At 70.9% G+C, this 25,051-nt stretch carries 23 protein-coding genes and 1 pseudogene; 22 read left to right on the top strand and 2 right to left on the bottom strand.

All coding sequences use genetic code 11. From position 1 onward, the window contains the following. Window positions 1-160 (bottom strand): annotated as a pseudogene (locus WS96_RS21105) (ferritin-like domain-containing protein); the annotation flags it as partial. A gap of 29 nt (window positions 161-189) precedes the next feature. Then, window positions 190-1,137, bottom strand: a complete 948-nt coding sequence (locus WS96_RS21110; protein ID WP_059835109.1) for a fatty acid desaturase family protein — start codon at window positions 1,135-1,137, stop codon at window positions 190-192. 420 nt (window positions 1,138-1,557) lie between these two features. On the opposite strand from WS96_RS21110, the gene WS96_RS21115 reads away from it, so the two are divergent. The 22 genes from WS96_RS21115 to WS96_RS21220 are packed head-to-tail and all read left to right on the top strand — an operon-like array spanning window position 1,558 to window position 25,022. Beyond that, window positions 1,558-3,333, top strand: coding sequence for a fatty acyl-AMP ligase (locus WS96_RS21115; protein ID WP_257128028.1), 1,776 nt, complete (start codon window positions 1,558-1,560; stop codon window positions 3,331-3,333). Further along, entirely contained in the window at window positions 3,330-4,040 is a 711-nt protein-coding gene (locus WS96_RS21120) for an ABC transporter ATP-binding protein (RefSeq protein WP_059835113.1), read from the top strand. The genes WS96_RS21115 and WS96_RS21120 overlap by 4 nt, the downstream gene beginning before the upstream one ends. Continuing rightward, window positions 4,012-5,229: an ABC transporter permease gene (locus WS96_RS21125; protein ID WP_059835115.1), complete on the top strand. Its 1,218-nt coding sequence runs from the start codon at window positions 4,012-4,014 to the stop codon at window positions 5,227-5,229. The genes WS96_RS21120 and WS96_RS21125 overlap by 29 nt, the downstream gene beginning before the upstream one ends. Then, window positions 5,226-5,969 carry an outer membrane lipoprotein-sorting protein gene (locus tag WS96_RS21130; protein ID WP_059835117.1) on the top strand — a complete coding sequence of 248 codons (744 nt, stop codon included), beginning with the start codon at window positions 5,226-5,228 and terminating at the stop codon, window positions 5,967-5,969. The genes WS96_RS21125 and WS96_RS21130 overlap by 4 nt, the downstream gene beginning before the upstream one ends. Next, the gene (locus tag WS96_RS21135; RefSeq protein WP_059835119.1) at window positions 5,959-7,287 is read left to right on the top strand and encodes a hypothetical protein; all 1,329 of its coding nucleotides are present in this window, start codon (window positions 5,959-5,961) and stop codon (window positions 7,285-7,287) included. Before WS96_RS21130 ends, WS96_RS21135 begins: the two co-directional genes overlap by 11 nt. 13 nt (window positions 7,288-7,300) lie before the next feature. Then, window positions 7,301-8,404, top strand: a complete 1,104-nt coding sequence (locus WS96_RS21140; protein WP_059835121.1) for a hypothetical protein — start codon at window positions 7,301-7,303, stop codon at window positions 8,402-8,404. Between the two features lie 58 nt (window positions 8,405-8,462). Then, window positions 8,463-8,717: an acyl carrier protein gene (locus tag WS96_RS21145; RefSeq protein WP_011350104.1), complete on the top strand. Its 255-nt coding sequence runs from the start codon at window positions 8,463-8,465 to the stop codon at window positions 8,715-8,717. 7 nt (window positions 8,718-8,724) lie between these two features. After that, entirely contained in the window at window positions 8,725-9,600 is an 876-nt protein-coding gene (locus WS96_RS21150; protein ID WP_059835123.1) for a hypothetical protein, read from the top strand. Window position 9,601: 1 nt separating this feature from the next. Further along, on the top strand, window positions 9,602-10,231 hold the full coding sequence (locus tag WS96_RS21155) for a hypothetical protein (RefSeq protein WP_034208968.1): 630 nt from the start codon (window positions 9,602-9,604) through the stop codon (window positions 10,229-10,231). A 1-nt stretch (window position 10,232) separates the two neighbouring features. Continuing rightward, window positions 10,233-11,216: a ferritin-like domain-containing protein gene (locus tag WS96_RS21160; protein ID WP_052100393.1), complete on the top strand. Its 984-nt coding sequence runs from the start codon at window positions 10,233-10,235 to the stop codon at window positions 11,214-11,216. Between the two features lies 1 nt (window position 11,217). Then, on the top strand, window positions 11,218-12,207 hold the full coding sequence (locus WS96_RS21165; protein WP_059835125.1) for a 3-oxoacyl-ACP synthase: 990 nt from the start codon (window positions 11,218-11,220) through the stop codon (window positions 12,205-12,207). Continuing rightward, window positions 12,197-13,372 (top strand): PLP-dependent decarboxylase, encoded by a 1,176-nt coding sequence (locus WS96_RS21170; RefSeq protein ID WP_059835127.1) that lies wholly within the window; start codon window positions 12,197-12,199, stop codon window positions 13,370-13,372. Before WS96_RS21165 ends, WS96_RS21170 begins: the two co-directional genes overlap by 11 nt. Before the next feature lie 21 nt (window positions 13,373-13,393). After that, window positions 13,394-14,983, top strand: coding sequence for an acyl-CoA ligase (AMP-forming), exosortase A system-associated (locus WS96_RS21175; RefSeq protein ID WP_059835129.1), 1,590 nt, complete (start codon window positions 13,394-13,396; stop codon window positions 14,981-14,983). Beyond that, on the top strand, window positions 14,980-16,071 hold the full coding sequence (locus WS96_RS21180; RefSeq protein WP_059835131.1) for a hypothetical protein: 1,092 nt from the start codon (window positions 14,980-14,982) through the stop codon (window positions 16,069-16,071). Before WS96_RS21175 ends, WS96_RS21180 begins: the two co-directional genes overlap by 4 nt. Beyond that, complete coding sequence (locus WS96_RS21185; RefSeq protein ID WP_034209461.1) at window positions 16,071-17,918, top strand: acyl-CoA dehydrogenase; 1,848 nt, start codon at window positions 16,071-16,073, stop codon at window positions 17,916-17,918. The genes WS96_RS21180 and WS96_RS21185 overlap by 1 nt, the downstream gene beginning before the upstream one ends. A gap of 1 nt (window position 17,919) precedes the next feature. Next, window positions 17,920-19,158 carry a citrate/2-methylcitrate synthase gene (locus WS96_RS21190; RefSeq protein WP_059835133.1) on the top strand — a complete coding sequence of 413 codons (1,239 nt, stop codon included), beginning with the start codon at window positions 17,920-17,922 and terminating at the stop codon, window positions 19,156-19,158. 28 nt (window positions 19,159-19,186) lie between these two features. Then, the gene (locus WS96_RS21195; protein WP_027786439.1) at window positions 19,187-19,849 is read left to right on the top strand and encodes a class I SAM-dependent methyltransferase; all 663 of its coding nucleotides are present in this window, start codon (window positions 19,187-19,189) and stop codon (window positions 19,847-19,849) included. Window positions 19,850-19,852: 3 nt separating this feature from the next. Then, the gene (locus WS96_RS21200) at window positions 19,853-20,926 is read left to right on the top strand and encodes a TauD/TfdA family dioxygenase (protein WP_059835135.1); all 1,074 of its coding nucleotides are present in this window, start codon (window positions 19,853-19,855) and stop codon (window positions 20,924-20,926) included. Window positions 20,927-20,937: 11 nt separating this feature from the next. Further along, window positions 20,938-21,951: an ATP-binding cassette domain-containing protein gene (locus tag WS96_RS21205; RefSeq protein ID WP_059835320.1), complete on the top strand. Its 1,014-nt coding sequence runs from the start codon at window positions 20,938-20,940 to the stop codon at window positions 21,949-21,951. After that, entirely contained in the window at window positions 21,944-23,023 is a 1,080-nt protein-coding gene (locus WS96_RS21210) for an ABC transporter permease (protein ID WP_059835137.1), read from the top strand. The genes WS96_RS21205 and WS96_RS21210 overlap by 8 nt, the downstream gene beginning before the upstream one ends. A 35-nt stretch (window positions 23,024-23,058) precedes the next feature. Continuing rightward, window positions 23,059-23,601 carry a hypothetical protein gene (locus tag WS96_RS21215; protein ID WP_059498699.1) on the top strand — a complete coding sequence of 181 codons (543 nt, stop codon included), beginning with the start codon at window positions 23,059-23,061 and terminating at the stop codon, window positions 23,599-23,601. 2 nt (window positions 23,602-23,603) lie between these two features. After that, window positions 23,604-25,022, top strand: coding sequence for an FAD-binding oxidoreductase (locus WS96_RS21220; RefSeq protein WP_059835139.1), 1,419 nt, complete (start codon window positions 23,604-23,606; stop codon window positions 25,020-25,022). The last annotated feature ends 29 nt before the right edge of the window (window positions 25,023-25,051 follow it).

Here is a 25,051-nt window from a genome sequence, read left to right on the forward strand (position 1 = left end):
GCAGCGCCGACCATTCGGTGATCGCGTTCATCTTGATCGTCTTCGCCTGCTCGTCGGTGAGCAGCGAAGCGTCGAACCTGTCCCACGGAATGTCCTTCTCCATGTCCCAGCGGACAGCTTCGAGCGACCTGAAAAGTTCCGGATAGAGCATCGTCGTCATCGTCGTCGCAACGCGTTCGGCGCCGGCAATCACGCCGATTGCGTGGACGCGGGCGCGACCGCTTCGGCATCGGGCTCGCGGTCGTCCCGGTCGTCGTCCACCGAGCGCGGCGACAGCCGGCCGCGCAGCAATGCGTAGTAGAACTGTCGATAGGTGCGGTGGTAATAGCGGATGCGCGGCGCGATCGCGCCATGCAGGTCGTGCAGCCGCTCGATCGGCAGGCTCGGCATCATGTGATGCTCGACGTGATAGTTGTTGCCGTTCGTGAACCACGTCATGAACGCGTTGCTCTCGATCGTCCGCGTGTTGCGAAACGGGTCGGTGCTCGTCAGGTCGCAGCGGTAGTGCTCGGGCATCTCGACCAGTGCATGCACGGGCGCCGCGACGCATACGAGCGGCACGACCCACACCCAGACGGCGAACCACGTGTGCAGCGCGAACGACAGCGCGGCGAGCAGCGCGATCGCCGCGGCCATCAGCAGGTAGTCGCGGCGGATCGCACGCGACACGAGCGCGTTGTCGCCGAAGCGCGCGCCCGGCACGACGAGCTTCGCGACGTTCTTCGCGAACTGGATATAGTGCGCGGCCATCGACAGCCGCCACGCCCACAGCCCGACATTGACGACGGGGCTCGCGCCGTACTGGTCGCCGTAGTCGAAGAACTCCTTGTTCTCCGGCGTGCCGAGCAGCCGGTGATGGCGCAGGTGGCTGTCCTGGTACGCGTGGAACGACACGAGCATCGGCATGCCGAGCAGCACGCCGAACACCATGTTCAGGCGCTTGCTGCGGAACCCCTGGTAATGCAGCGCCTGGTGCTGCAGCTCGACGCCGTGCGCATACATCGCGCCGATCAGCAGGATGCCGACGATCTTCACGATCACGAGCGCCGACAGCGCGAACATCATCCCGTGCGCGACGAGCGCGACGTACACCGCCAGTTTCAGCGAGAAGACCACGCCGCTCGGGCGGCTCTTCATGTCGGCAACCGGTTTCGAGCGGGCAACAGGCGATGAGGTGACGGACAAGACGCTCTCCTTGAGCCGGACCCTGCCCGGCACGATGACGCGGCGACGCTGGCGCGCTGCCGGGATGCAATTCTTCTGTGAGTCGATGCTTCGGACAAACGAATTTTCCGAACGCATTGCATGACGCCTGCGCATGAGCGAACCACATCGTGAACTAGACGACCGGTCGAATGAGACCGACCAGTCACCTCGCGTCCGGGCACGCTGACAAGGAACCTGCGCCGGCCTTCGTGGATGCGCTGCGCTCATGCATAGCCTGCATAGATTCCGTTTGTCGCAGCGGATCGATCCGGCAAGAATCCTCCTCACTCGACGAACGGCGCCGCCGGCACCGTGGCGCGAGCGGCCGTGTTCCTCAAGGGGAGAACCCTCGTGACGAAGTACGCATCCACCATTCATCGCCTGATCGAATCGCTCGAGGACGTCGCGGGCGCCATGCATCGCATGACGTTCGTCGACGACGCAGGCCGCGAAGCGAACATCACGTACCGGCGCTTCGCGGAAGAGGTGTTTCGCCAGGCCGGTGCGCTGCGCGAGCTCGGCGTGCGCGAGAACGATCTGGTGATGCTCGCGCTACCCGCATCGGTCGAGCATGCGGTCGCGATGATGGCGTGCGTGATGACGGGTGCGCTGCCCTGCACCGTGCCCGTTCCAGCGCGGCGTGCAACGGCCGGACGGCAGGTGGCGGACGTCGCGTGCGAGTTGTACCGGCCGCGCATCGTCGTTGCCGCGGATGCGCAGGCCGCGGCCTGGCACGATGCGGCGTTTCCCGCGGCGTCCACGCGCGTCGTCGATCTCGCGATGCTGTCGAGCGCCGCGGAGGCCGGCACGCGAGCGCTGATCAGCGCGAAGAGCGGCCGCGATCCGCATCATGTCCAGCTCACGTCGGGTTCGACGTCGCATCCGAAGGCCGCGGTGCTCAGCCACGAGAACGTGATCGCGAACGTGCTCGGCATCGGCGGGTCGGTGCGCTTCGACGTCGCGGCCGGCGACGGCACCGCGTCGTGGCTGCCGCTCTATCACGACATGGGGCTGCTCACGCTGCTGTCGAACCTCCACTACCGCGCCCCGCTGCTGATGATGCAGCCGAACAGCTTCATCCGGAATCCGCTCGGCTGGCTCAAGCGCATCGCATCGGCGCGCGCGACGACGACGTCGGTGCCGACCTTCGCGCTGCGCTACTGCGTGCGCCGCTTCAACGCCGCCGCGATGGACGGCGTCGATCTGTCCGCGTGCCGCAACATCTTCATCGGCGGCGAACGCGTCGACGATGCGACGCTGCGCGATTTCGCCGCGACGTTCGCGCCGTACGGCCTGGCGGCGTCGGCGCTGCAACCGTGCTACGGGATGGCCGAATCGACGCTCGCGGTATCGATGCACCGTGCATGGCACGAAGGCGCGGTCGACGGCGCACCGTACGTGATCGCCGATACGCTCGACCGGCGCGCGCTGATCGAGCGCCGCGACGCGCAGCCGGCCGCCGCGAACGACGGCCACGAGACGGACACCGAAGCGGAGACCGAAACGGTGCTCGCGATGGGCACGCCGATCGAAGGGATGGCGTTCCGCATCCTCGACGACGGCGACCACGCGCTGCCGAACCGCGCGGTCGGCGAAGTCGCGATCCGCGGCACGTCGGTGATGCTCGGCTACCTGAACCCCGACGACGGCACGATCGCCGCGCCGCTGACGGCCGACGGCTGGTTCCGCACCGGCGACATCGGCTACGTCGCGGACGGCCAGTTGCATATCCTCGGCCGCAAGAAGGAAGTGATCATCATTCGCGGCAGCAACTATTTCCCGCACGAGATCGAGGAGGCGCTGGCGTCTCACGGCGCGCTGCGCAAGAGCACGTGCATCGCGTTCGGTCTGCCCGATCCGGAAACCGGCACCGAGCGGCTGGTCGTCGCGATCGAGGCGCGGCCCGTCGACGCCACGCCGCAAACACGGTCCGAATGCCAGCAATTGCTCGCGTCGCGCATCGGGTTCGCCGCGCAGGATCTGTGTTTCGTCGAGCCCGGCTCGCTGCCGCGCACGACGAGCGGCAAGCTGCAGCGCCTGAAGTGTCGCGATCTCTATGCGAACGGCGCGCTGCCCGTGATCCCCGCGTCGGCCGCCGTCGAAGCAGGCCAGGGAGCGTTCGCATGACGGCCGCGTCGCTGGGCCCCGTGCTCGAACTGCGCGACGTCACCCGCGTGTACGAGGGCGCGGGACGTGTCGTCGCGGTGCGCGACGCGACGATCTCGATCGGCCGGCGCGACGTCGTCGCGCTCGTCGGCCCGTCGGGTAGCGGCAAAAGCACGCTGCTCAATCTCGCCGGCTTTCTCGACGTGCCGAGCAGCGGCGAACGCTGGCTCGAAGGCCGCCGGATCGACGACGCGCCGGACACGCTCGAACGGATTCGCCGCGAGCGCATCGGCTTCGTGTTCCAGCAATTCAACCTGATTCCGGTGATGTCGGCGCTCGAGAACGTCGAACTCGGCTGCTTCGCGTGGGGCACGCCGCGCACGCGGCGCGAGCGCGCTCGCGCGATGCTCGACGCGGTGGGGCTTGCCGCGCGCGAACGACACCGCCCCGGCGAACTGTCGGGCGGCGAGCAGCAGCGTGTCGCGCTGGCCCGCGCGCTCGCCAAGGAGCCGGCGATCGTGATCGCGGACGAGCCGACCGCGAGCCTCGACAGCGCCAACGCGCGGGCGGTCGCCGAGCTGATCCTCGACACCAACCGCACGCTGGGCACCGCCTTTCTGATTGCGTCGCACGACGATCGTCTGTGCGCGCACCTGCCGCGCCGCATCGAGATGCGCGACGGCGTACCGGGAGTGAATCGTGAACTGGTCGACGTTTGCGTGGCGTAACCTCTGGCGCAACCGGCGCCGCACCGTGCTGACGATGGCGATGATCGGCGTCGCCGCGTTCGCGTCGAGCCTCGCGCTCGGCTACGTGATCGCGACGTTCGACGCGGTGCGCGAAGGGTCGATCGACAGCGGCGTCGGCCATGTGCAGGTGTTGCATCGCGGCTATCTCGACCTGATCGGCGAACGGCCGCTGCAATACGGGCTGACCGCCGACGAGCAGGCTGCCGCGACGCGCGCGATCGCCGCGCTGCCCGGCGTCGCGACGACCGCGCGCGGCATCGACTTCGACGGGCTCGTGTCGAACGGCGATCTGAGCTACGGCTTCGTCGGCGAAGGGATCGAGCCGAACCGCGAGCCGCCCGGCTTCTTCGACTATCACACGGTGCTGTCGGGCCGCTATCTGTCGCCGACCCATGCGGGCACCGAAGTCGTCGTCGGCGCCGAACTCGCGCGCAAGCTCGGCGTGCACGTCGGCTCGGTCGTGCAACTGATGGCGTCGACCGCGCACGGCGGCATCAACGCGACCGACGCGCAGATCGTCGGCGTGATGAGCACCGGCAACAAGGACGTCGACGAACGGATCGTCGACGTGACGTTCACGGCCGCGCAGGCGCTGCTGCGCACCGACCGTGCGTCGCGCATCGCGGTGTTCCTGTCGAATACCGCGCGCACGCCGGCCGCCGCCGCGACGCTGCGCGCCGCGCTGCCGACGCTCGACGTGCGGACCTGGGACCAGCTCGTGTCGCTCTATCATCAGGTCGTCGCGCTGTACAAGAACCAGTTCTCGGTATTCGGCGCGATCCTCTGCGTGACGATCCTGCTGTCGATGAGCAACTGGATCCTGATGAGCATCGTCGAGCGGCGCCGCGAGATCTCGACGCTGCGCGCGCTCGGCGTACCGGCCGCCACGGTGCGCGGCGTGCTGATCCAGGAAACCGCGCTGCTCGGCCTGCTCGGCGCGGCCGCCGGCATCGCGCTCGCGCTGCTGACGATGGTCGCGCTCAATCATGCGCAGATCCACCTGCCCGCGCCGCCCGGCCGCGTGAAACCGATCCTGCTCGAATTCACCGTGTCGCCCGCGGCCGTGGCCGCCGTCGAAGCCGCGTTCGTCGTGCTCGGCGTGGCCGCGGCGCTGCTCGCGACGCTCGGGCTCGCGAAACGCAACATCCTCGAAGGACTCGCCCCATGAATCGCATTCGCGTTACGTTCGCCGCGCTCGTCGCGTGCGCGCCGCTCGCCGCCCGCGCAGCCGACGTGCCGACGGCCCAGACCATGCTCGCCCGTGCCGACGCCTACCGCAGCACGGCCGCCGATACGCAGACGAACATCCGGATCACCAACGAAGTCGGCGGACAATCCGGCGACGCGACCCGCTATCTCGTCTACACGCGCGGCAACGGCGACACGCTCGCGCTCACGCGCAGCGGCGAGAACGACGGCCAGAAATACCTCGCGACCACGCGCGGGCACTGGTTCTACGTGCCGAACACGCGCAGCGCGGTGCGCATCAACGGGATGCAGCGACTGCAAGGCGAAGTCGTGATCAGCGACATCACGCGCACGCACTGGGCGGACAGCTATCGCGCGACGGCGGCCCCGGGCACGACGCCGATCGACGGCAAGCCGGCCACCGAGCTCGACCTGACCGCGACCGACCCCGACAACGTCTACCCGACGATCAAGCTGTGGGTCACGCCCGATACCGACGTGCCGGTGCGCGCGCAGTTCTTCCTCGCGAGCGGCCTGCTGTTTCGCAGTGCGGATTTTTCCGCGCCGGTCGACGCGAACGGCCGCAAGGTGATCCGCAAGATCACGTATCGCAACGAGGTCGAGAAGCAGCGCGCGAGCGTCGTCGACATCCTCGACGGCCAGCCGCGCAAGATTCCGTCGGGCTGGTTCAACCCCGACACGCTCGCCGATGGCCAGTGAGTACGACGCCGATGCCGACGCTCGTCGTGACCGCCTCCGCTCATCGTCCGGCCGGGCCAACCGCTGCTGGCCGGGGATCGCGCTCGCCGTCCCGCTCGCGCTCGGCTGCACGCTCGCGCATGGAGAATCGCTGATGGACCAGCTCGGCACGCTCAACGGTATCGGCTACGCGCGCTCCGTCGACAGCATGGACGGCCGCGCGCTGCTCGGCCGCCTGATCGGCGACTCGCCGCGCAATCTGCAGGAAGCCGGCCTGCTCGCACGCATCGACGGCGAGAACCTGTTCGCGAACGCGCGCGTCGTCGCCGGCAATCATTCGCTCGGCGCGCAAGCGAGCCGCTTCAACGAAGCCGGCGTGCGCTACGCGTTCGACAACGGCATCACGCTCACGGCCGGCAAGCGGATCGACGCGCTCGACACGTCGCAGGCGTTCTTCCCGCTCGGCTTCTTTCAGAAGCGGGCCGCGACGGCCGACATCTACGACCGCTACGGCGACGTCGAAGGCACGCCGCTCGTCGAAGCGAAATGGGCCGGCGAGCAGATCACGCTGCAGTTCATCGCCGGCGAGAACCGCACGCTGCGCGACGACGTCGACAACCGCGACGTCCAAGGCGCGACGCAGCTCGTGCGCGGCGCATACAACTGGTCGGGCGGCTCGGCCGCCCTGCTCGCCGGCCGTCACGCGGGCCGCGGCGGCGCCGGCGCGACGCTGTCGTTCGACGTCGCGCGCTCGAACACCGTCTATGCGGGCGCCTGGCTCGAGCGCGGCACGACGCGGCCGCTGCCGGCGTTCATCGCGAACGGCACGCCGCTCGATTCGGCGGCCGCGTACGACGCCGTCGATCGCCGCAACGATCGTCAATACATGTGGCGCAGCGCGGTCGGCATGCAGAGCGCGCTGCCCGGCAACCTGTCGCTGATCGTCGAGTGGTCGCACGACGAAGCGCGTTACGACGCGAGCCAGTGGCGCCGGATGGTCGGCGCGGCGCAGGCGAACAACGCGCTGCTGCCCGTCGCGTCCGGCGCCGCGCTGGCCGGCCTCGGCGGCACGGCCAACTTCGTGAGCGTCGACGGCAGCCTGCGCGACTACCTGTTCGCGCGGCTCGGCAAGAAAATCGGCCGCGTCGAGTATTCGCTGCGCGGCGTCTATTCGCCGCAGGACAAGGGCCTCCTCGCGATCGCGCAGGTCGTCGCCGACGTGAACAAGCGCGTGAGCGTCGACGTCGCCGTCACGCGCGCATTCTCCGACAGCCAGTCCGAGTACCGGATGGTCGGTCTCGGCACCCGTATCGACGCCGCCGTGCGCGTGCGTTTCTGACAGGAACCCTGCCATGTCCACGCTTTCCGTTCCCGCTTCGACCGCCACGCCGCCCTCGCCGCCGCTGCTGCGCGTGGCCGACCAGGCCGCGTATCCGGTGCTGCGCCACCTCGACAACCTCGACACGCTCGGCACCCCGCCGCGTGCCGCGGCCCGGCTGGTCGAAGCCGCCGCCGTGCGGCTGCTCGACAGCGAGATGGTGATCGCGCTGCGCGCGTCCACGCCGGACGTGCTGCCCGATGCGTCCGCGTCGACGCCGCTTCGGCACGACGAGGCGCCGCTTACCGAAGCGCTGCTCGAACAGATCGACCGCGAAGGGTTTCATCACCTGTTCAAGCCGTTCATGCGCGCGTTCATCCGCATCATGTTCGGGCTGTTCTTCTCGGACGACCAGAACCGCCGCGCATGCGAGTGCATCGACGCCGGCCACAACTTCGCGTTCCTGATGAGCGACGGCGGCGGCCCGACGCTCGCCGCCTGGCGCACCGTCGTGCGCAGCGACGACAACGGGCTCGCGCTCACGGTCGACAAGGTATGGGGCATCGAGGCGCACCGCGATTGCATGGCCGTCGTCGCGGCGCGCTTGCCGGGCGTGATGTTCCCGGCCGCGTACCTCGTGTGGCCCGACGAGTACCGCAAGCTGACGCGCGCGACCTGCGGCGCGCCGTTCCTCGCGGGCAACCTGCAGCTCGCGAACGTCGCCGGCCAGGTGCGCGTCGCCGCCGAGGACCGCCTGCGGATCGGCGGCCCGACCGTGTTCAACAAATACCTGACCGTCGTGCGGCCGTACTTCGTCCGCGCGCTGATGGCGCACGTCGGCTGGCTCGAACGGACCGGCCGCGTCGAGCTCGACGCCGACGCACGCGCGGTGCACCGCTTCATCGCGGACGCCGCGCGCAACCAGACCGACGACGCGCACTACAGCTTCGGCAAGGTGCAGCGCGTGCTCGCGATCAAGCTGCTGTCGAACGAGTTCCTGAGCGCGCTCGTCCGCGACGGCAAGGTGCCGCTGTTCGACGACCAGCGCGACCTGCTGGCGTTTTCGAAGATGGAAGGCAGTTCGTACCGTTGTTATCACGAGCTTCGCAAGAGCCTGCGCTGCGAAGCCGGCAGTTGACCCACGCGACAGGCCGATCGATCCCGATCAATCCCACTCAACTCCAGGAGCTCCCCTCATGACGACCCAGAACGTTCCGGCCGACGCGCTCGACATCCTGTCCCGCGAAGTCGCGAAGATCCTCAACGTCGAAACCGTCGATACGGACGCCGGCATCGGCGAACTCGGCATCGATTCGCTGAACATCGTCGAGCTGATCGTGTTCTGCGAACAGCTTTACGGTTCGATCGATCCGGAAGCGCTGAACATCACGCAATACACGACGCTGCAGCAGCTCGACGCGCAGTTGCGCCGCCAGCAGCACGCGGCCTGATACGACGATGCTCGCGCCCCTTGCCCCCGTGGCGGCCGCCGTCGTCCAGCCGGCCCCGGCGACCGCGCTGACCGTGCAGGCGCTCGCGTACCGGCGCGTCGCGCCGTCGCGCGACGGCGCGGCCGTGCCGCTCGACGACGCGGCCCGCGCGATCGGCGCACTGGCGTGTGCCGAACGCGAGCGGCTGTGCGGCGCGATCGGCGCGGACGACTACGTGGTCAGCTCGACGATCCTGTCGATGCTGCTGATGAACGATTCGCCGCAGCATCGCGTGTTCGCGCAGGCACTCGCCGGTACGAACGACTACACGCCCGACTGGATGACGTGCTCGTACGAGTGCGCGGGCTGGGGCTACGTGCTGCGCCGCACGCTCGCGACCGCCGCCGAGACCGGGCCGCGCACGCTGCTGCTGCAGATCGTCGACATCGACGTGCACGGCTATACGTACTGGCACGGCAATCCCGCTTGGGGCCGCTCGGGCTTCGGCGTCTGCACGCTGCTCGTCGACGTCGGCCGCGAACCGGCGCAGTCGGTCGTCGCGGACGCCGCGCCGCCGGCCAGCGCGGTCGTGCGGCTCGGTCGCGACATCCGCACGTTCTGCGCGGCGCGCCCCGGGCTGCACGCGGCGCTGCCGTTCTTTCCGGCCACGTCGCGCCGCGCGCTGCTCGCGTCGGTCGGCAAGACGCCGCTGCTGCCGGACGGCCACGGCCTGTTCGGTCATGCGTTCGGCAGCGACCCGTGGCTGTCGGTGCTGCTCGCGCACCGCGACGGCGACACGCCGCGCCGCGCGGCCGTCTGCTCGCTCGCGCTGAACGGCTATTACGCGATCGCCGACGTCGCGTTCGCGCCGGACGCGACGTTCTCTCTCGACGGCGAGGCGTGACATGGTGCGACCCGTTCACTTCACGTACCGGATCGCGCGCGATGTGCGCCAGCCGGTTGCGGTCGCGGCCAGCGCATACCGGATGCCGCTCGACACGCCGGCCGACTATGCGCGCGCCGCGCTCGCGGAAGCGGCCGGCGACGCGTATGACGCCGGCAATACGTACGACGTGGCCGGCGGCGAACGCCGCGTGCTGCTCGACCACGTGCAGTATTTCGCATTCCTCGCTGAAATCGCGGCGCGGATTCGCGGCGCCGTGCATCCGGACGCGCGCCTGTTCATCGAAGTCTGTGCGCCGTATTTCGGCGCGCTGCCGGCCGAACTGCTGGCGCCGCACGTGCTGCTCGGCGTGCACCTGTACGACGAAGCGTTGCGCGACGCCGCGCGCGGCGCGCCGGTCGTCTGGATCGGCGACCGCATCCTGCGCGATGCGGAATTCGCCGGCGACAACCGCGTGTGCTGCGCGATCTGGCCCGCGCGGCTCGCCGACGCGTTCGACGCGCAACTGCGCGGCGCGTGGCCGGCCTATGCGATCCGGCTCGACCCGCACCCGGGCGCGTCGCGCGCCGCCGCTCCGTTCATCGATTCCGCCCATCATTCCGGCGCCGCCGCGCGGCCGGGGAGACCCTGACATGAATGACACGCTTACCGTGATGCAGGACACGGCCGATATCCGCTGGTCGATGCCCGTCGACGCGCTGATGTCGAACGACTACGCGCTGCGCGAAGAGGCGCTGAACCGGCTGTACGAGAAGGCGAAGGCCGCGCAGTGGGATGTCGCGACCGACGTCGACTGGCGCCACGACCTCGACCCGGCGAATCCGCTCGGCATGCCCGACCCGACGCTGCTGATCTACGGCACCGAGCTGTGGGGCAAGCTCGCCGACGCCGACAAGCGCGAGGTGCGCCATCACGCGCAGGGCTGGCTGCTGTCGCAGATCCTGCACGGCGAGCAGGCCGCGCTGATCTGCGCGTCGAAGCTCGCGTCGGCCGAGAGCGGCCTGAGCGCGCGGCTGTGCGCGGCCGCGCAGATGATGGACGAAGCGCGCCACGTCGAGGCGTACGCGAAGCTCGTCAACGAGAAGCTCGACGTCAGCTACCCGATGAGCCGCTCGCTGAAGGGGCTGCTGCACGACACGATCACGAGCAGCGCGCTCGACATGACGAACCTCGGGATGCAGGTGCTGGTCGAGGGCATCGCGCTGTCGATCTTCCAGAGCGTCGTCGCGTACAGCACCGATCCGTTCGTCAAGGACCTGTTCTTGCGGATCCAGCGCGACGAGGCGCGTCACTTCGCGGTCGGCAGGATCACGCTGTGCCGCGTGTACGCGGAAATGAGCGCGCACGAGCTGCGCGAGCGCGAGGAATTCGTCTGCGAAGGCGCGGCCGTGCTGTACGAGCACCTGTGCGCGGACGACATCTGGGAGCCGATGGGGCTGTCGAAGCGCGAATGCAGCGCGATGGTGCGCGAATCGCCGGTGTCGAGCTCGATCCGCCGCTCGATCTTCCGGCGCCTCGTGCCGACGATCCGCGAGATGGGCCTGCTCACGCCGACCGTGCAGGCGACCTTCGAAAAGCTCGACGTCCTCGACTACGCGGCGATGCCGCTCAACTGACATGACGATGCCCTCCTCCCACGCATCCCGCGACGCCGGCTTCTGGATCGGCATCGACGCGGTGGCCTACGAGCTGCCGGGCCCGCCCGTCGATATCGAGGCCTGGGCCGCCGAACGCGACTATCCCGCGCAGCGGGCGGCCGCGATCGCGCAGTCGGGCAGCCGCTATTTCCATATGGCGCTCGACACGAGCGAGACCGATCTCGCGATCGCGGCCGTCGGCCGGCTGCTCGACACCGCGCGCGTGCATCCGTCCGACGTCGGCGCGATCGTGCACGTGCACACGCAGCAGTTCAGCGTGCCGCCGGCGCCGCGCAGCCTGCCGCATGAAGTGGCCGCGCAGTTCGGCATCGAGCCGCTGTGGCTGGGCTCCGTCGCGCAACTGAACTGCGTGTCGGTCGCGGCCGGCATCGAGACCGTGCGCGCGCTGATGCGCCGCCATCCGCAGCTCGATGCGGCGCTCGTCGTGTCGTCCGATCGCGTGTACGGCGAGGATTACCGGATGCGGCAGATGACGGGCGTGCAGTGCGACGGCGCGGCCGCGATGCTGATCGCGCGCAACAGCACGAAGAACCGGCTCGGCGGGATCGCGATCGAGACGCACGCGAAATGGCATCGCGGTTCGGACACCGTCGCCGCGAACGAGGCCGACCTGATCATGATGGAGTGGCCGTACACGCGCCGCGCGATCGACGCGGCCGTCGCGCTCGAGCCGCATGCGCTCGACGCATACGATCTCGTGCTGCCGCACAACGCCGACCTGCCCGGCTGGAATGCGCTGTGCCGCGCGATGCGCGTGCCGGCCGAGCGGCTGTATGCGGACAACATCCATGCGCGCGGCCACGCGTGCTGTTCGGATTTTCCGATCAACCTGGCCGACGTGGGGCTCGATGCACTCGCGCGCGGCCGGCGCGTGCTCGGCGTGATGCAGTCGAACTGCGGCGCGTATGCGGCCGCCACGCTTCATCCGGTGGGTCGCCATGACGCCTGAGCGCCCGCTTCCGCCCGCCGGCGATCACGCGTGGATCGCCGACCTGCGCACGCCGTGCTACGTGTACGAGCCGGACGTCGCGATCGCCCGCTACCGGTCGCTGAAGGCGCGGCTCGGCACGCGGCTGATCGTGTCGCTGAAGGCGAACCCGAACCAGGACATGCTCGCGCGCTGCGCGCATGCGTACGAGGACGGCGTCGAACTCGCGAGCCGCGGCGAGCTCGACGCGGTGATCGGCCGGATCAAGACGCCGCGTTACCTGAACAATCCGTCGATGGACGAAATGTTCATGCGCGCGGGGCTCGCGTCGCGCTGCCATTTCGTGCTCGACAACCCGGACGCGGTCGCGCGTTTCGTGCCGCTCGCGCGCGAAGCGGCGGCGGGCGGCAGCACGCCCGGCGCGGTGCTGCTGCGCGTGAATGCCGGCGCGCTGGCGGGCGTCCACGCGCGCGCGCTGTGGCACGACCACTTCGGGATGACGCCGAACGAGGCGCACGACGCGGTGCGCACGCTCGCGGCCGCCGGCCTGCCCGTGGCCGGGCTGCACGTGTTCTCCGGCCCGCATTCGTTCATCCGCCAGGACGCGACGCAGCCCGACACGCTCGTGCTGCCCGAACTGCTCGCGGCGCTGGCCCGCGATCTCGCGCCGGCCAACGGTGCGCCGCTCGGCGCGCTGAGCCTCGGCGGCGGCTTTGCCGACGATCACCCGGGCGACGCCGCGTTCGAACGCTATGCCGCCGCGCTCGCGCCGCTGGCCGGCCGGTATTCGCTCGCCCACGAATCCGGCCGCGCGATCTTCGCCGATGCGGGCGTGTTCGCGACGCGCGTCGTCGCGGTGAAGGCGTGGCAGGACCGCACGATCGCCGTCTGCGACGGCGGCCTGTCGCATGCGTTCCTGCTCGCGCAGACCGAATCGGTGATGCGCCGCCTGGCCACGCCGTCGCTCGTGCGCCGCGCACCCGCGCCGGCCCCTCGCGGCGTGCCGACGCTCTACGTCGGCAGCACCTGCAGCCGCGCGGACGTGATCGGCCGCGACGACACGGGCGCGCCGCCCCAGGTCGGCGACATCGCCGTGTTCGCACGCTGCGGCGCGTATCACCGCACGTACTCGATGGCGCATTTCCTGTCCCACGAAGCCGCGCACGTGTACGTGCGGCCGGCCTAGACCTTCCAGAGGAAGCCGATCATGAACGCATTGATCAGCGTCGCCGACCTGCTCGAACACGGCGCGCAGCGCTGGCCGCAGCGTCCGGCTTATGCCGACGGCGGCGGCACACTGACTTACGACCAGTTCGCCCGCGCGGTCCGGCGCGCCGCCGCCGCGCTGGCGGCGCGCGGCGTGCAGCCCGGCGAACGCATCGCGATCTACGCGCCGAAGCGCATCGAAACCGTGGTCGCGATGCTCGCGGCCAACGCACTCGGCGCGATCTTCGTGCCGGTCAATCCGCAATTGAAGGAAGCGCAGATCGAACACATCGTCGCCGACAGCGGCGCCGCGCTGTTCGTGACCGGCGCGCAGCGGCTCAAGCGCCTGCCGGCGCTCGCCGCGCTCGTCGGCGAACGCGTGATGCTGATGGAGGCACTGGCCGATGCGATCGACTCGCCCGGCACCGACACGCCGGCGGCGGCAGCGGCAACGCCCCCCGCCGGCCGCCCGGTCGACGACGATCCGGCCGCGCTGCTCTACACGTCCGGCTCGACCGGCAAGCCGAAAGGCGTCGTCGTGTCGCACCGCAACCTGGTGTCGGGCGCGTTCAGCGTCGCCGCGTACCAGGGGCTCGCCGAAGACGACGTCGTGCTCGGCGTGCTGCCGCTCAGCTTCGATGCGGGCCTGAGCCAGCTCACGACCGCGCTGGCGTCCGGCGCATGCTATACGCCGCTCGACTTCCTGCAGCCGGCCGAAGTGCCGCGCCATTGCGACGCGTTCGGCGTCACGTCGATCACCGGCGTGCCGCCGCTGTGGATGCAGCTCGCGTCCGCCGGCTGGAGCGACGCCGCGCGCACGCGGATCCGCCGCTTCGCGAATACCGGCGGCCATCTCGCGACGCCGCTGCTGCACCGCCTGCAGGCGCTGTTCACGCACGCGTCGCCCTACCTGATGTACGGGCTCACCGAGGCATTCCGCTCGACGTACCTCGCACCGGCCGACGCGGCGCTGCGCCCGACCTCGATCGGCAAGGCCGTGCCGAACGCGGAAATCCTCGTGCTGCGCGCGGACGGCAGCGAATGCGCGGCCGACGAACCCGGCGAACTCGTGCATCGCGGCGCGTTCGTCACGCTCGGCTACTGGAACCGGCCCGAGCTGACCGCGCAGCGCTTTCGCCCGCTGCCGCGCCGGCACGGCGAGATCCCGCGCCCGGACGTCGCCGTGTGGTCGGGCGACATCGTACGGCGCGACGCGGACGGCTACCTGTATTTCGTCGCGCGCGGCGACGACATGATCAAGACGTCCGGCTATCGCGTGAGCCCGACCGAGGTCGAGGACGTGCTGTTCGCGTTGCCGCACATCCGCGAGGCCGCCGTGTTCGGCGTGCCGCACCCGGCGCTCGGCGAGGCGATCGCCGCGTGCGTCGTGTCGACGCTCGACGCCGCCGCCTGCCGCGCCGACATCGCGCGGGCGTGCCGCGACGCGTTGCCCACCTACATGAACCCGCTCGTCGTCGAGCCGCTGCCGGCGTTGCCGCGCAACCCGAACGGCAAGATCGACCGACCGGCGCTGAAAGCGCAGTATCGCGACGCATTCGCGCGCCCGAACCTCGAGGAGACCGCCGCATGACCCTGTCGACGCTCGATGAAACCTGTATCGGCGAGCCGCGCGTCGCCGCGCCCGGCACGCTCGCGTTGTCCGGCGGCGTCGTGGTGCTGCCGCCCGCCGTCGTGTTCAGCGCGATCCAGGCGCAGGAGCGCCATCCCGGCTACCGGCACCTGCTGCTGCCGCAGGCGCGCTTTGCGCGGCCGCGCGGCACGGGCGCGCTGACGCCCGACGAAGGCACGCGCCTCGCGCCGGGCGGCCGGCCCGCGCTGCGCGTCGCGCCGCCCGGGCGCAGCCTCGCCGACCTGGCCGCCGACGCGGCGCTCGACCTGCGCGATCAGCTCGGCTCCGGCGCGCTTGCGCGCACGACGCACGTGATCGTCGCGAGCTGCGCACTCAACGAAGGCATCGGCGACTCGGTCGTCGGCCGCATGCAGTACGAACTCGGGCTGCAGCGCGTGACGCCGTTCGCGCTCGGCCAGAACGGCACGCTCGGCTGGTATTCGGCGCTGATGCTGCTCGACGGGCTGCTCGACGAAGGCGACCAGGCACTCGTGATCCTCAGCGACAAGTGGCTCTACCCGTTCTTCCGCCAGTTCGGCGACCTGGTCGGCTACGGCGACGCGGCCGCCGCACTGCTCGTGTCGCGCGCGGGCCCGGCGCCGGAGCCCGCCGCGTGGGGCGGCGTGCGGGCGGTCGCGCTCGAATTCGGGCCGTCGATCGCCGATCCGTGGGCCGATGCGCCGGTCGCGCTGCGCGACACGCTCGCGCCGGTCGCCGCCCGCGCGATCCGCCGCGCGCTCGAGCAGGCCAACCTGCGCGCGAGCCAGATCGACTGGTGCGTGCCGCCCGGCTTCGATCCCGGCTTCGCGGCGCGCGTGGCCGACGCCGCGTCGATTCCGGTCGCCGCGCGCATCCAGCACGACGGATCGGGCCATCTGTCGTCCGCCGAATCGGCCGCCGCGCTGATCCGGCTCGCGGGCGCGCTGGACGAAGGCGAGCGCCGCACGGTGCTCGTGTGGGATGCGGCGCTGCACGGCGCGGCGGCCGCGGCCGTCGTCGATCTGGCCGGCGGTCTCGACGCCGCGCTCGATATCGAAGGAGACGCATGATGAGCGCATACAAGGTCAGCCTGCGCGAACTGCGCTTCTTTCTGTGGGAACTGTTCGAGGCCGACCGGCACTTTCTCGAACATGGGCCGTACAGCGCGCACGATCGCGCGTCGGTCGATGCGCTGCTCGAACGCGCACGCGATTTCGCGCTCGATCTCGGCCGCAGCTACCAGCAGGCCGACGTCGAGGGCTGCACGCTGCTCGACGACGGCCAGGTACGGATTCCTTCGCATTTCCACGCGCTGTGGGCGCGCTTTCGCGACGAGTGGTCGAACACGCTGTTCGGCACCGCGCACGGGCTGCCGCCGATCGTCACGCAGATGATCTACGAGATGTTCATGGGCGCGAATCCGTCGTTCATGACCTACGGCGGCTTCACGCGCCCCGCGATCAAGCTGCTGCAGATGCACGGCACGCCGCACCAGAAAGCGCTCGTCGCGCCGCTCGAAGCGTACCGCTGGGATGCGTGCTTCTGCGCGACCGAGCCGCAGGCCGGCACCGACCTCACCGCGGTCGCGCTGCGCGCGACGCCGCTCGAACGCGACGTCTACGCGATCGACGGCGAGAAGGTCTATATCTCGGCCGGCATGCACGAACTGACGGAAAACACGCTGTACTTCGTGCTCGGCCGCATCGATACGGCGTCGCCGGATTCGTTCTCGCTGTCGTGCCTCGTCGTGCCGCGCTTCTGGCCCGACGAGGCAACCGGCGAGCTGCAACCGAACCACGTCGACTGCATCGGCCTGCCGCGCAAGATGGGGCTGAAGGGTTGCGCGAACACGCACCTCGTGTTCGGCGCGAACGGCACGACCAAGGGCTGGCTGCTCGGCGGCCGGCGCAACGTCGGGTTGCTGCAACTGATGCCGCTGATGAACCAGGCGCGGATGAGCACCGGGATGTTCGGCGTCGGCGTCGCGTCGAGCGCGTACCTGCACGCGGTCGAGTATGCGGGCCGCCGGTTGCAGGGCCGGCCGATCGAGCGCGCATCGAACACGAACGCCGCGCGCGTCGCGATCGTCGAGCACGCGGACGTGCAGCGCATGCTGGTCGACATGAAAAGCCGCGTGGACGGCTGCCGCGGGCTGCTCGGCAAGCTCGCGGCGACCGCGACGCGCGCGGCGATGCTCGAAGCGACGCCCGACGCCGACCCGGCCGAGATCGAACGCCATCGCAAGCTGCAACTGCTGCTGACGCCGATCTGCAAGGCGTTCATCTCCGACCAGGCGTGGCGCATCTGCGAGACGGCGATCCAGGTGCACGGCGGGCTCGGCTACACCGACGCGAGCCCCGTCGAGCAGAACGCGCGCGACGTGAAGATCCTGTCGATCTGGGAAGGCACGAACTACATCCAGGCGCAGGACCTCGTGCGCGACAAGCTCGGCTTCGGCCGTCACTCGCGGCTGATCCAGTACTACCGCGACGAACTCGACGCATTCCTCGCCCATCAGCATCAGCCCGGCACGCATGCGGAGCTGCGGCCGCTGTTCGATGCGCTGCGCGCGGGCGCCGACCGGATCGCCGCCGCGCTCGACGACATCGCCCGCGACGTGCAGGACGGTCACACGCATCGCAGCAGCCAGTTCTACACGCGCTTCCTCGAGATGTTCGGCGTGGTCACGTCGGCGTGGGTGCTGCTCGAATCGGCGACGATCGCCGCGCGCCGGCTCGACGCGCCCGAAACGGCCGACGCGCCGGCCGAGCTCGCGTTCTATCGCGGCAAGCTGAAAAGCGCGCGCTACTACTTCGCGAACGTGCTGCCCGTCGTCGACCAGCACGCGGCCGTGATCGCCGCGATGGCGCACGCGGCGATCAGCGTCAGCAGCGACGAACTCGCCGCGGCGGAATGACATGGACACGACACTCGATTCCCGCACCTCCATCCCCGCGGCCGGCGAAGCGCCGCGCAACCTGCTGGGCCGCCCGGCGACGCGCCATCGCGGCACCGACATCGACGGCGCGACGCTCGACCCCGAAGCGCTGCGCGTGCGCGACCTCGACCTGAACGCGCTGATCGGCACGACGACGTTCGAAGGCGCGCTCGCGCATCTGTGGTTCGACGTGGCGCCCGGCAGCGCCGCGCATCGCGCGCACGAGGCGACGCTCGGTGCGCGGCTCGCGGCGTTCGCCGACGCGCTGGCGCCGGGCTCGGTCGCCCAGTCGGTCGCCGCCGACCTCGGCTCGGCAGGCGTCGCGCCGGTGTTCGCGGCCGCGTCCGGCCTGCTGCGCGGCCTCGACGACGTGACCGCGCGCGTGCGCGGCCCGGCGCCCGACGATGCCGATCTCGACACGATGCTGCTGTGCGCGGCCGCCGCGCCGTTCCTGCTGCACGCGGCGATCGAGGGCCGGCCGTTCGCCGCCGGCACGGCCGGCCGCGCGTCGCTCGACGCGGCCGCGACGCACGCGCAACGCATGCTCGTGTTGACCGGCGCGACGCGCGGCGATGCGCCGGCGCAAGCGGCCATGGACATGCTGCTCGTCGCCTGGCACGCCGGCTTCGGCTACATCACGCCGACCGTGCTCGCGCCGCGCGTCGCGATCGGCACCGGCGTCACGCTCGCGCAGGCGATCGCGTCCGGCTTCCTCGCCAGCGGGCCGTCGCACGTCGGCGCGGCGCTCGAAGCGATGCAGTGGCTCGCGGCGCTCGCACGCTCGGTGCCGGGCGGCGCCGGCGCGCCGCCGGCCGCGCTCGACGCGGCCGGGCGCGCGGCGATCGATGCGGCGCTCGACGCGAAACGCACGCTGTACGGTTTCGGCCATCCGCTGTTCGTCGCCGATCCGCGTCCGCCGCACCTGCGCGGCCGGTTCGCCGCATGCGGCTTCGACGGCGGCTACGTGACGCTGTTCGACGCGTGCTGCGCGCAGGCCGACGCGCGCCGCGCGCTGCGGCCGAACATCGATTTCCTGACCGCCGCGACGCTGCTCGAACTTGGCGTCGCCGCGTCGTCGTGGGGCGTCGGCGTCGGGCTCGGCGCGCGCATCGCGGCGATGGCCGCGCATGCGGTCGAACGGCGCCGCCGCCCCGCGTTCGGCGTCAACAGCGCGACCGCGCGACGGCTCTTGGCCGCCGTGCCGGTCGGCTGGCTGTGAACCCTCACCCTTTCGCACAAGGAACGTCATGCTGCTCAAGAACCTGCGCCCGGCGAACGACTACGATCGCTTCGCCACCGAAACGCTCGAACCCTGGGACCTGCTGTTCATCAGTCGCATCCGCCAGCTGGCGCGCGGGATGACGCCCGGCACGATCGCCGACATCGGCACGGCCACCGGCGTCGTGCCGGTGCGCCTGGCGACCGATCCGGCGATGCGCGGCTGGCGTTACGTCGGCATCGACCTCGATCCGGCGATGCTCGACGAAGGCCGCCCGCGCATCCGCGAACTCGGGCTCGACGACACGATCGAGATGCGCGTCGGCGACGCGCTCGCGCTGCCGTTCGACGACGGCACGCTGACGATGGCGGTCGGCCGCGCGACGCTGCATCACCTGCCCGACAAGGCGCTCAGCCTGACCGAGATGTATCGCGTGCTGGAGCCGGGCGGCATCGCGCTCGTGCACGACATGCGCCGCGACGCGCCGCAGCACCTGCTCGACCGCTTCACCGAGATGCGCGCGGCCGCCGACTATCCGCCGACCCACGTCGAGGAAAAAATCACGCTCGACGAAGCGCATGCGCTCGTCGCCGCGGCCGGCCTCGCGGCGGTCGCGTCGATCTACAGCCCGAGCGCGGGGCTCGGCGCGCTCGGCTTCGAAATCCTGCTGAAGAAACCGGCGCTGGCCTGAGCGATGACCGATCTCGCCTTCCTCGCCGCCCATGCCGCCGCGCGGCTCGGCGCCGACGACGTGCACTGCGCGGCGGTCGCGTCCGGCGCGACGCTGCCGCTGTGCGTGACGCCGCGCAGCGCCGAACTCGCGACGTCGCCGGAGATGTTCGTCGCGTGGTACCGCTCGCGGCTCGACACGATCGACACGCTGCTCGACGCGTGCGGCGCGCTGCTGTGGCGCGGCTTCGCGGTGCCCGACACCGCCGCGTTCGGCCGCCTCGGCGCGCTCTATCCGGCGCACGCGAACGGCTATACGGCCGGCGCCGCCCCGCGCCGGCAGATCGACGGCCAGGTCTACGAGTCGACCCGCATGCCGCCGCCGTTCAGGATCGGGCTGCATCAGGAGATGGCCTACATGCCCGCATTCCCGCGCCTCGTCGCGTTCTACTGCCGGCAACCGGCCGACGCGGGCGGCGAGACGCCGATCTGCGACATGCGCCGCGTGACCGCGCGCGTGCCGCCCGCGCTGCGCGCGCGGTTCGCCGAACGCGGCGTGATGTACCTGCGCAATTTCGCGGCGCCGGGCGACCGCGCCGACGGCCTCGCCGCGAACCCGAACCTGCCGTTCGCCGCCTACCACCGGCCGTGGGACGACGCATTCGGCACGACGGATCGCGCCGAGGTCGAGCGGCTGTGTGCGGAGCGCGGCGTCGGCTGCCGCTGGCTCGACGACGGCAGCGTGACCGTGTCGCACGTCGGCAGCGCGCTGCGCATGCATCCGCGCACCGGCGAGACGGTGTGGTTCAACCAGGCGAGCGCGCAGCACCCGAATCCGCGTTCGATGGGCGAGCTCAGCTATCGCTACCTGCAGCGCATGTACGGCGCGCGCGCCGCGTTCCCGTACGAGATCCGCTACGGCGACGGCACGCCGATGCCGTTCGACGATCTGGTGGCGATCTACGACGCGCTCGACGACGAGGAGCGGGCGTTCCCGTGGCAGGCCGGCGACGTGCTCGTCGTCGACAACATGCTGGTCGCGCACGGCCGCAACCCGTACCGCGGTGCGCGCGACACGCAGGTCATGCTGTTCGACTGAGGATGCCCACGATGAGCGTTTCGTTTCTTGCGTCCGTGCGCGCGATGTTCGGCGCGCCCGCCGCGTTCGACCGGCCGCAGCGCGCGGGCCTGCCGCCGCTGCCCGATGCGCATGCGCCGGGCGCGGCGCTCGGCGCGCGCGCGATCGACGTCGCGGCCGGCGATTTCCGCTTCTGTGCGCGCCACGTGCGGTTCCGGCTCGGCGCGATCACCGCGATCGTCGGGCCGAACGGCTCGGGCAAGACCACGCTGCTCGAAACGCTGCTCGGCTTCCGGCGCGGCGGCCGCGACGTGCGCGTGCTCGACGTGCCGGCCGAGCGCTTCATGCGCGATTCGCGGTCGCTGCAGCGGATCGGCGCGCAATTGCAGAAGGTCGAGTATCCGGATCATCTGCGCGTCTCGGAGATCGTCGCGCTGCACCGCGCGATGTACGCGCACACCGATGCGGCGATCGCCGACGCGCTCGGCATCGCCGAACTGCTCGACAAGCCGTGCCGCGCGCTGTCGAAGGGGCAGCGCCAGCGCGTGGACCTGTACGTCGCGCTCGCGCACCGGCCCGAGCTGGCCGTGCTCGACGAGCCGTTCACGGGCCTCGACCGCCGCTATGCGGGCGTCGTGATCGACCTGCTGCGCGATCGCGCGCGGGGCGCGAGCGTCGCGATGATCTGCCATTCCGAGGAAGAGCTGAGCGTGGTCGACGATCTCGTCTGGGTGCGCGACGGCGGCGTGCGCTACCAGGGCGACCGGGACACGCTGCGCGCCGAGCTCGTCGGCGACGCGCGCGCGGTCCTGCATTGCCGCGACGAAGCCGACGCGCGCGCGCTGCACGAGCGGCTCGCGGCGCTGCCCGGCGTGACCGGCGTGCGCGTGTCGGCCGCGCACGTGGTCGAGGCGTTCGGCGATGCAACGCTGCATCCGAACGTGCACCGGATCGTCGGCGAACGCGGCATCCAGCATCTCGCGCTCGCACCGAGTACGCCGGGCGACCTGCTGCGCCTGTGCACCGAGGGCCCGACCCATGACTAAGGTGTTCCTGATCCTCGTGCGCAACGAGCTGCTCGGCTATCTGCGCAGCCGCTCGTCGCTGTTCTGGACGCTCGTGTTCCCGGTGTTCCTGCTGAGCGTGATGCTGTTCGCGTTCGGCGGCTCGGGCTCGCTCGGCACGGCCGACATCGCGTTCGACGTGCCCGGCGGCGCGACGCCGTACAGCCGCGCATGCGAAGCGCAGATCGTCGACAGCCTGTCGCACAGCGACACGGTGAAGGCGACCTTCGGCGGCCGCGGCGCGCCGGCCGATCGCGTGACCGTCGTGCTCGGCGCCGACGAACGCACGCCGGCGACGATCCGCTACGACTTCAACGGCCCGCTCGCGGTCAAGGCCGCGTCGCGCGTCGTCGAGATCGCGCTCGCGCGCTGCGCCGCGCAGCGGCTCGGGCTGCCGGCCGCGCAAGCGCGCTTCGAGAACGCCGCGCCGACGCGCCGGCCGTTCGACTACGGCGCGTTCTTCGCGACCGGCATCCTGGTGATGGCGTTCATGGCGATCGGCCTGAACTCGACGACCACCGCGATCGCCGCGCTGCGCGAGCGCAATACGTTCAAGCTGTACGTGTGCTTCCCGGTCTCCCGCGGCGTGTTCCTCGCCGCGCTGATCGTCGCGCGCATGGCGATGATGGCGCTGTCGGCGCTCGTGCTGCTGACGGTCGCACGCGTCGCGTTCGGGATCGCGCTGCCGATCGCGACGCCGGACGGGCTGCGCGCGTTGCCGATCGTGCTGCTCGGCGCGGCGATGGTGCTGAGCATCGGCGTGCTGCTGGCCAGCCGCACCCGGTCGCTCGCGGCGGCCGAACTCGCGTGCAACGTCACCTATTACCCGCTGCTGTTCTTCAGCGACCTGACGATCCCGATGCACGACGCGCCCGCGTGGCTGAAGGCCGGGCTCGCGTTCCTGCCGACCAACCAGTTCGCCGTCGCGCTGCGCGGCGCGCTGGTCGACGGCGCGCCGTACGCGCAGCTCGCGCCGCAACTGCTCGGCATGACCGCGTGCACCGCGCTGTTCCTGTTCGCCGCCGCGCGACTGTTCCGCTGGCACGACGCCTGACGCGTCGCCACGCCGTTTCGAAAGGAGAGACACCGATGAAATCGAACCATCCCATAACCGACTACCTGCTGCATGCGAGCAACTTCCTGCCGGCGATCGTGTTCCTGTTCTACGGCCGGCTCGGCCCGGAACAGCCGGGCCTGCGCTGGACCCACGCGTTCCTGATCGGCGGCGTGCTCGCGCTCGTGCACGGCGCGTGGCTGATCCGCCGCGCGGAGCGCAACAGCATCGCGATCGGCGTCGACCTGTTCCTCGTGATCGGCGCGGTGCTCGCGCTCGTCTCGCCGACAGGTAGTCGTCTGTGGGGCGAGGAACTCGGGCCGGCCGCGATGCTCGTCTGCGTGCTGGTGGTCGGCATCGTGCATACCGCCTGGTCGGACGGCGGCTTCGTCGACGGCGCGTTCGTCGACCACGCGCGTGCGCGTTCGCTGTCGCTCGTGCTGCTCGCCGTCACCGTCGTCGCGCTCGCGGTGTCGATCGCGATGCGCCACAGCCCGCTGTGGGGCGGCGTCGTGCCGCTGATCGCGCTGGTCGTCGTGCGCGGCCGGCTGCGCAAGCAGCTCGCGCGGGCAGGCTGACGATGAACGCGCTGCCCGCCCATGCGGCACACGCCGCGCAGCGGCACGCGCTCGCCGCGGCGCTCGGCGACGGCTGGCTCGACGGCGCGGCGTGCGAGCCGTACGCGACGGACGTCGCGCGCTACGGCGGCGTGCCGCTCGGCGTCGCGCGGCCGGCCTCGACCGCCGACGTGCGCGCGCTCGTGCGCGTCGCCGTCGCGCACCGGATCGCGCTCGTCGCCCAGGGCGCGCGCACCGGGCTCGTCGGCGCCGCCGTGCCCGATCGCAGCGGCACGCAATGCGTGGTGTCGTTCGAGCGGATGCGCGCCGTTCGCGCGTTCGATCCGGCCAATCGCAGCATCACGGTCGAGGCCGGCGTGCGGCTGTCCGATCTCAATCGGGTGGCGGGCGAAGCCGGGCTCTGCGTGCCGATCGATCTCGGCAGCGATCCGGCGGCCGGCGGCCTCGTCGGCGCGAACGCGGGCGGCAGCCGCCTGATCAAGTACGGCGACGTGCGCCGTCACGTGCTCGGCGTCGAAGTCGTGCTCCCGGACGAAGCCGGCACCGTGATCGACGCGCTCGCGCCGCTGCGCAAGCGCAACGCCGGCTTCGACGTCGCGCAGTGCTTCATCGGCGCGAATGGCGCGAACGGGCTCGTGACGGCCGTGTCGTTCGCGCTCGCGCCGCTCGAGCGGTCGTCGTGCGCGGCGTTCGTCGCGTTCGCGTCGTACGACGCGGCGCTCGCCGGCCTGCTCGCGTTCGAGCGCGCATTCGGCGAGATGCTGTCGGCGTTCGAATTCATGTCGGCGGCGGCGATCGGTCGCGTCGCCGCCGTGTTTCCGGCGTTGCGGGTGCCGTTCGAGGCCGACGCCGCCGCATGCTACGCACTCGTCGAGATCGCGACCGGCATGCCCGGGCTCGATGCGTTGCTCGAGGAGCGCGCGATCGCGACGCTCGACGCGCTCGCGCAAGAACGCGAGGTGCTCGACGCGGCGTGCGCGCCGGCCGAACGGTTCTGGCGGATTCGCGATGCGCTGCCGGCCGCGGTCGCGCAGGACGGCATGCCGCTGTCGTTCGACGTGTCGTTCCCGCGCGGCGCGCTGGCCGGATTCGTCGCCGATGCCGAGCAATGGCTCGCGGCCGCGCATCCGTCGCTGCGCTGCCATGCGTTCGGCCATTTCGGCGACGGCGGCTGCCATCTCGTCGTGTCGATTCCGCATGCCGACGCGCAACGCTACGGGCCGCTGCAGCAGATGGCGCTGCGCGGCGCGCTGTACGACCGCGTCGCGCGCGCGGGCGGCTGCTTCAGCGCCGAGCACGGCGTCGGGCCCGTCAATATCGCGTACTACCGCAAGCACGTGCCGGCCGCGCAACGGCAGGTCGCCGCCGCGGTCCAGCACGCCGTCGACCCGCTGGGCCTGATCGGGCGGGTTCGCTACTGACGCGTCGCTGCGCGGCGCCACGGAGATTT

The organism is Burkholderia sp. MSMB1835, from assembly GCF_001526365.1.
Classification (GTDB): Bacteria; Pseudomonadota; Gammaproteobacteria; order Burkholderiales; family Burkholderiaceae; genus Burkholderia.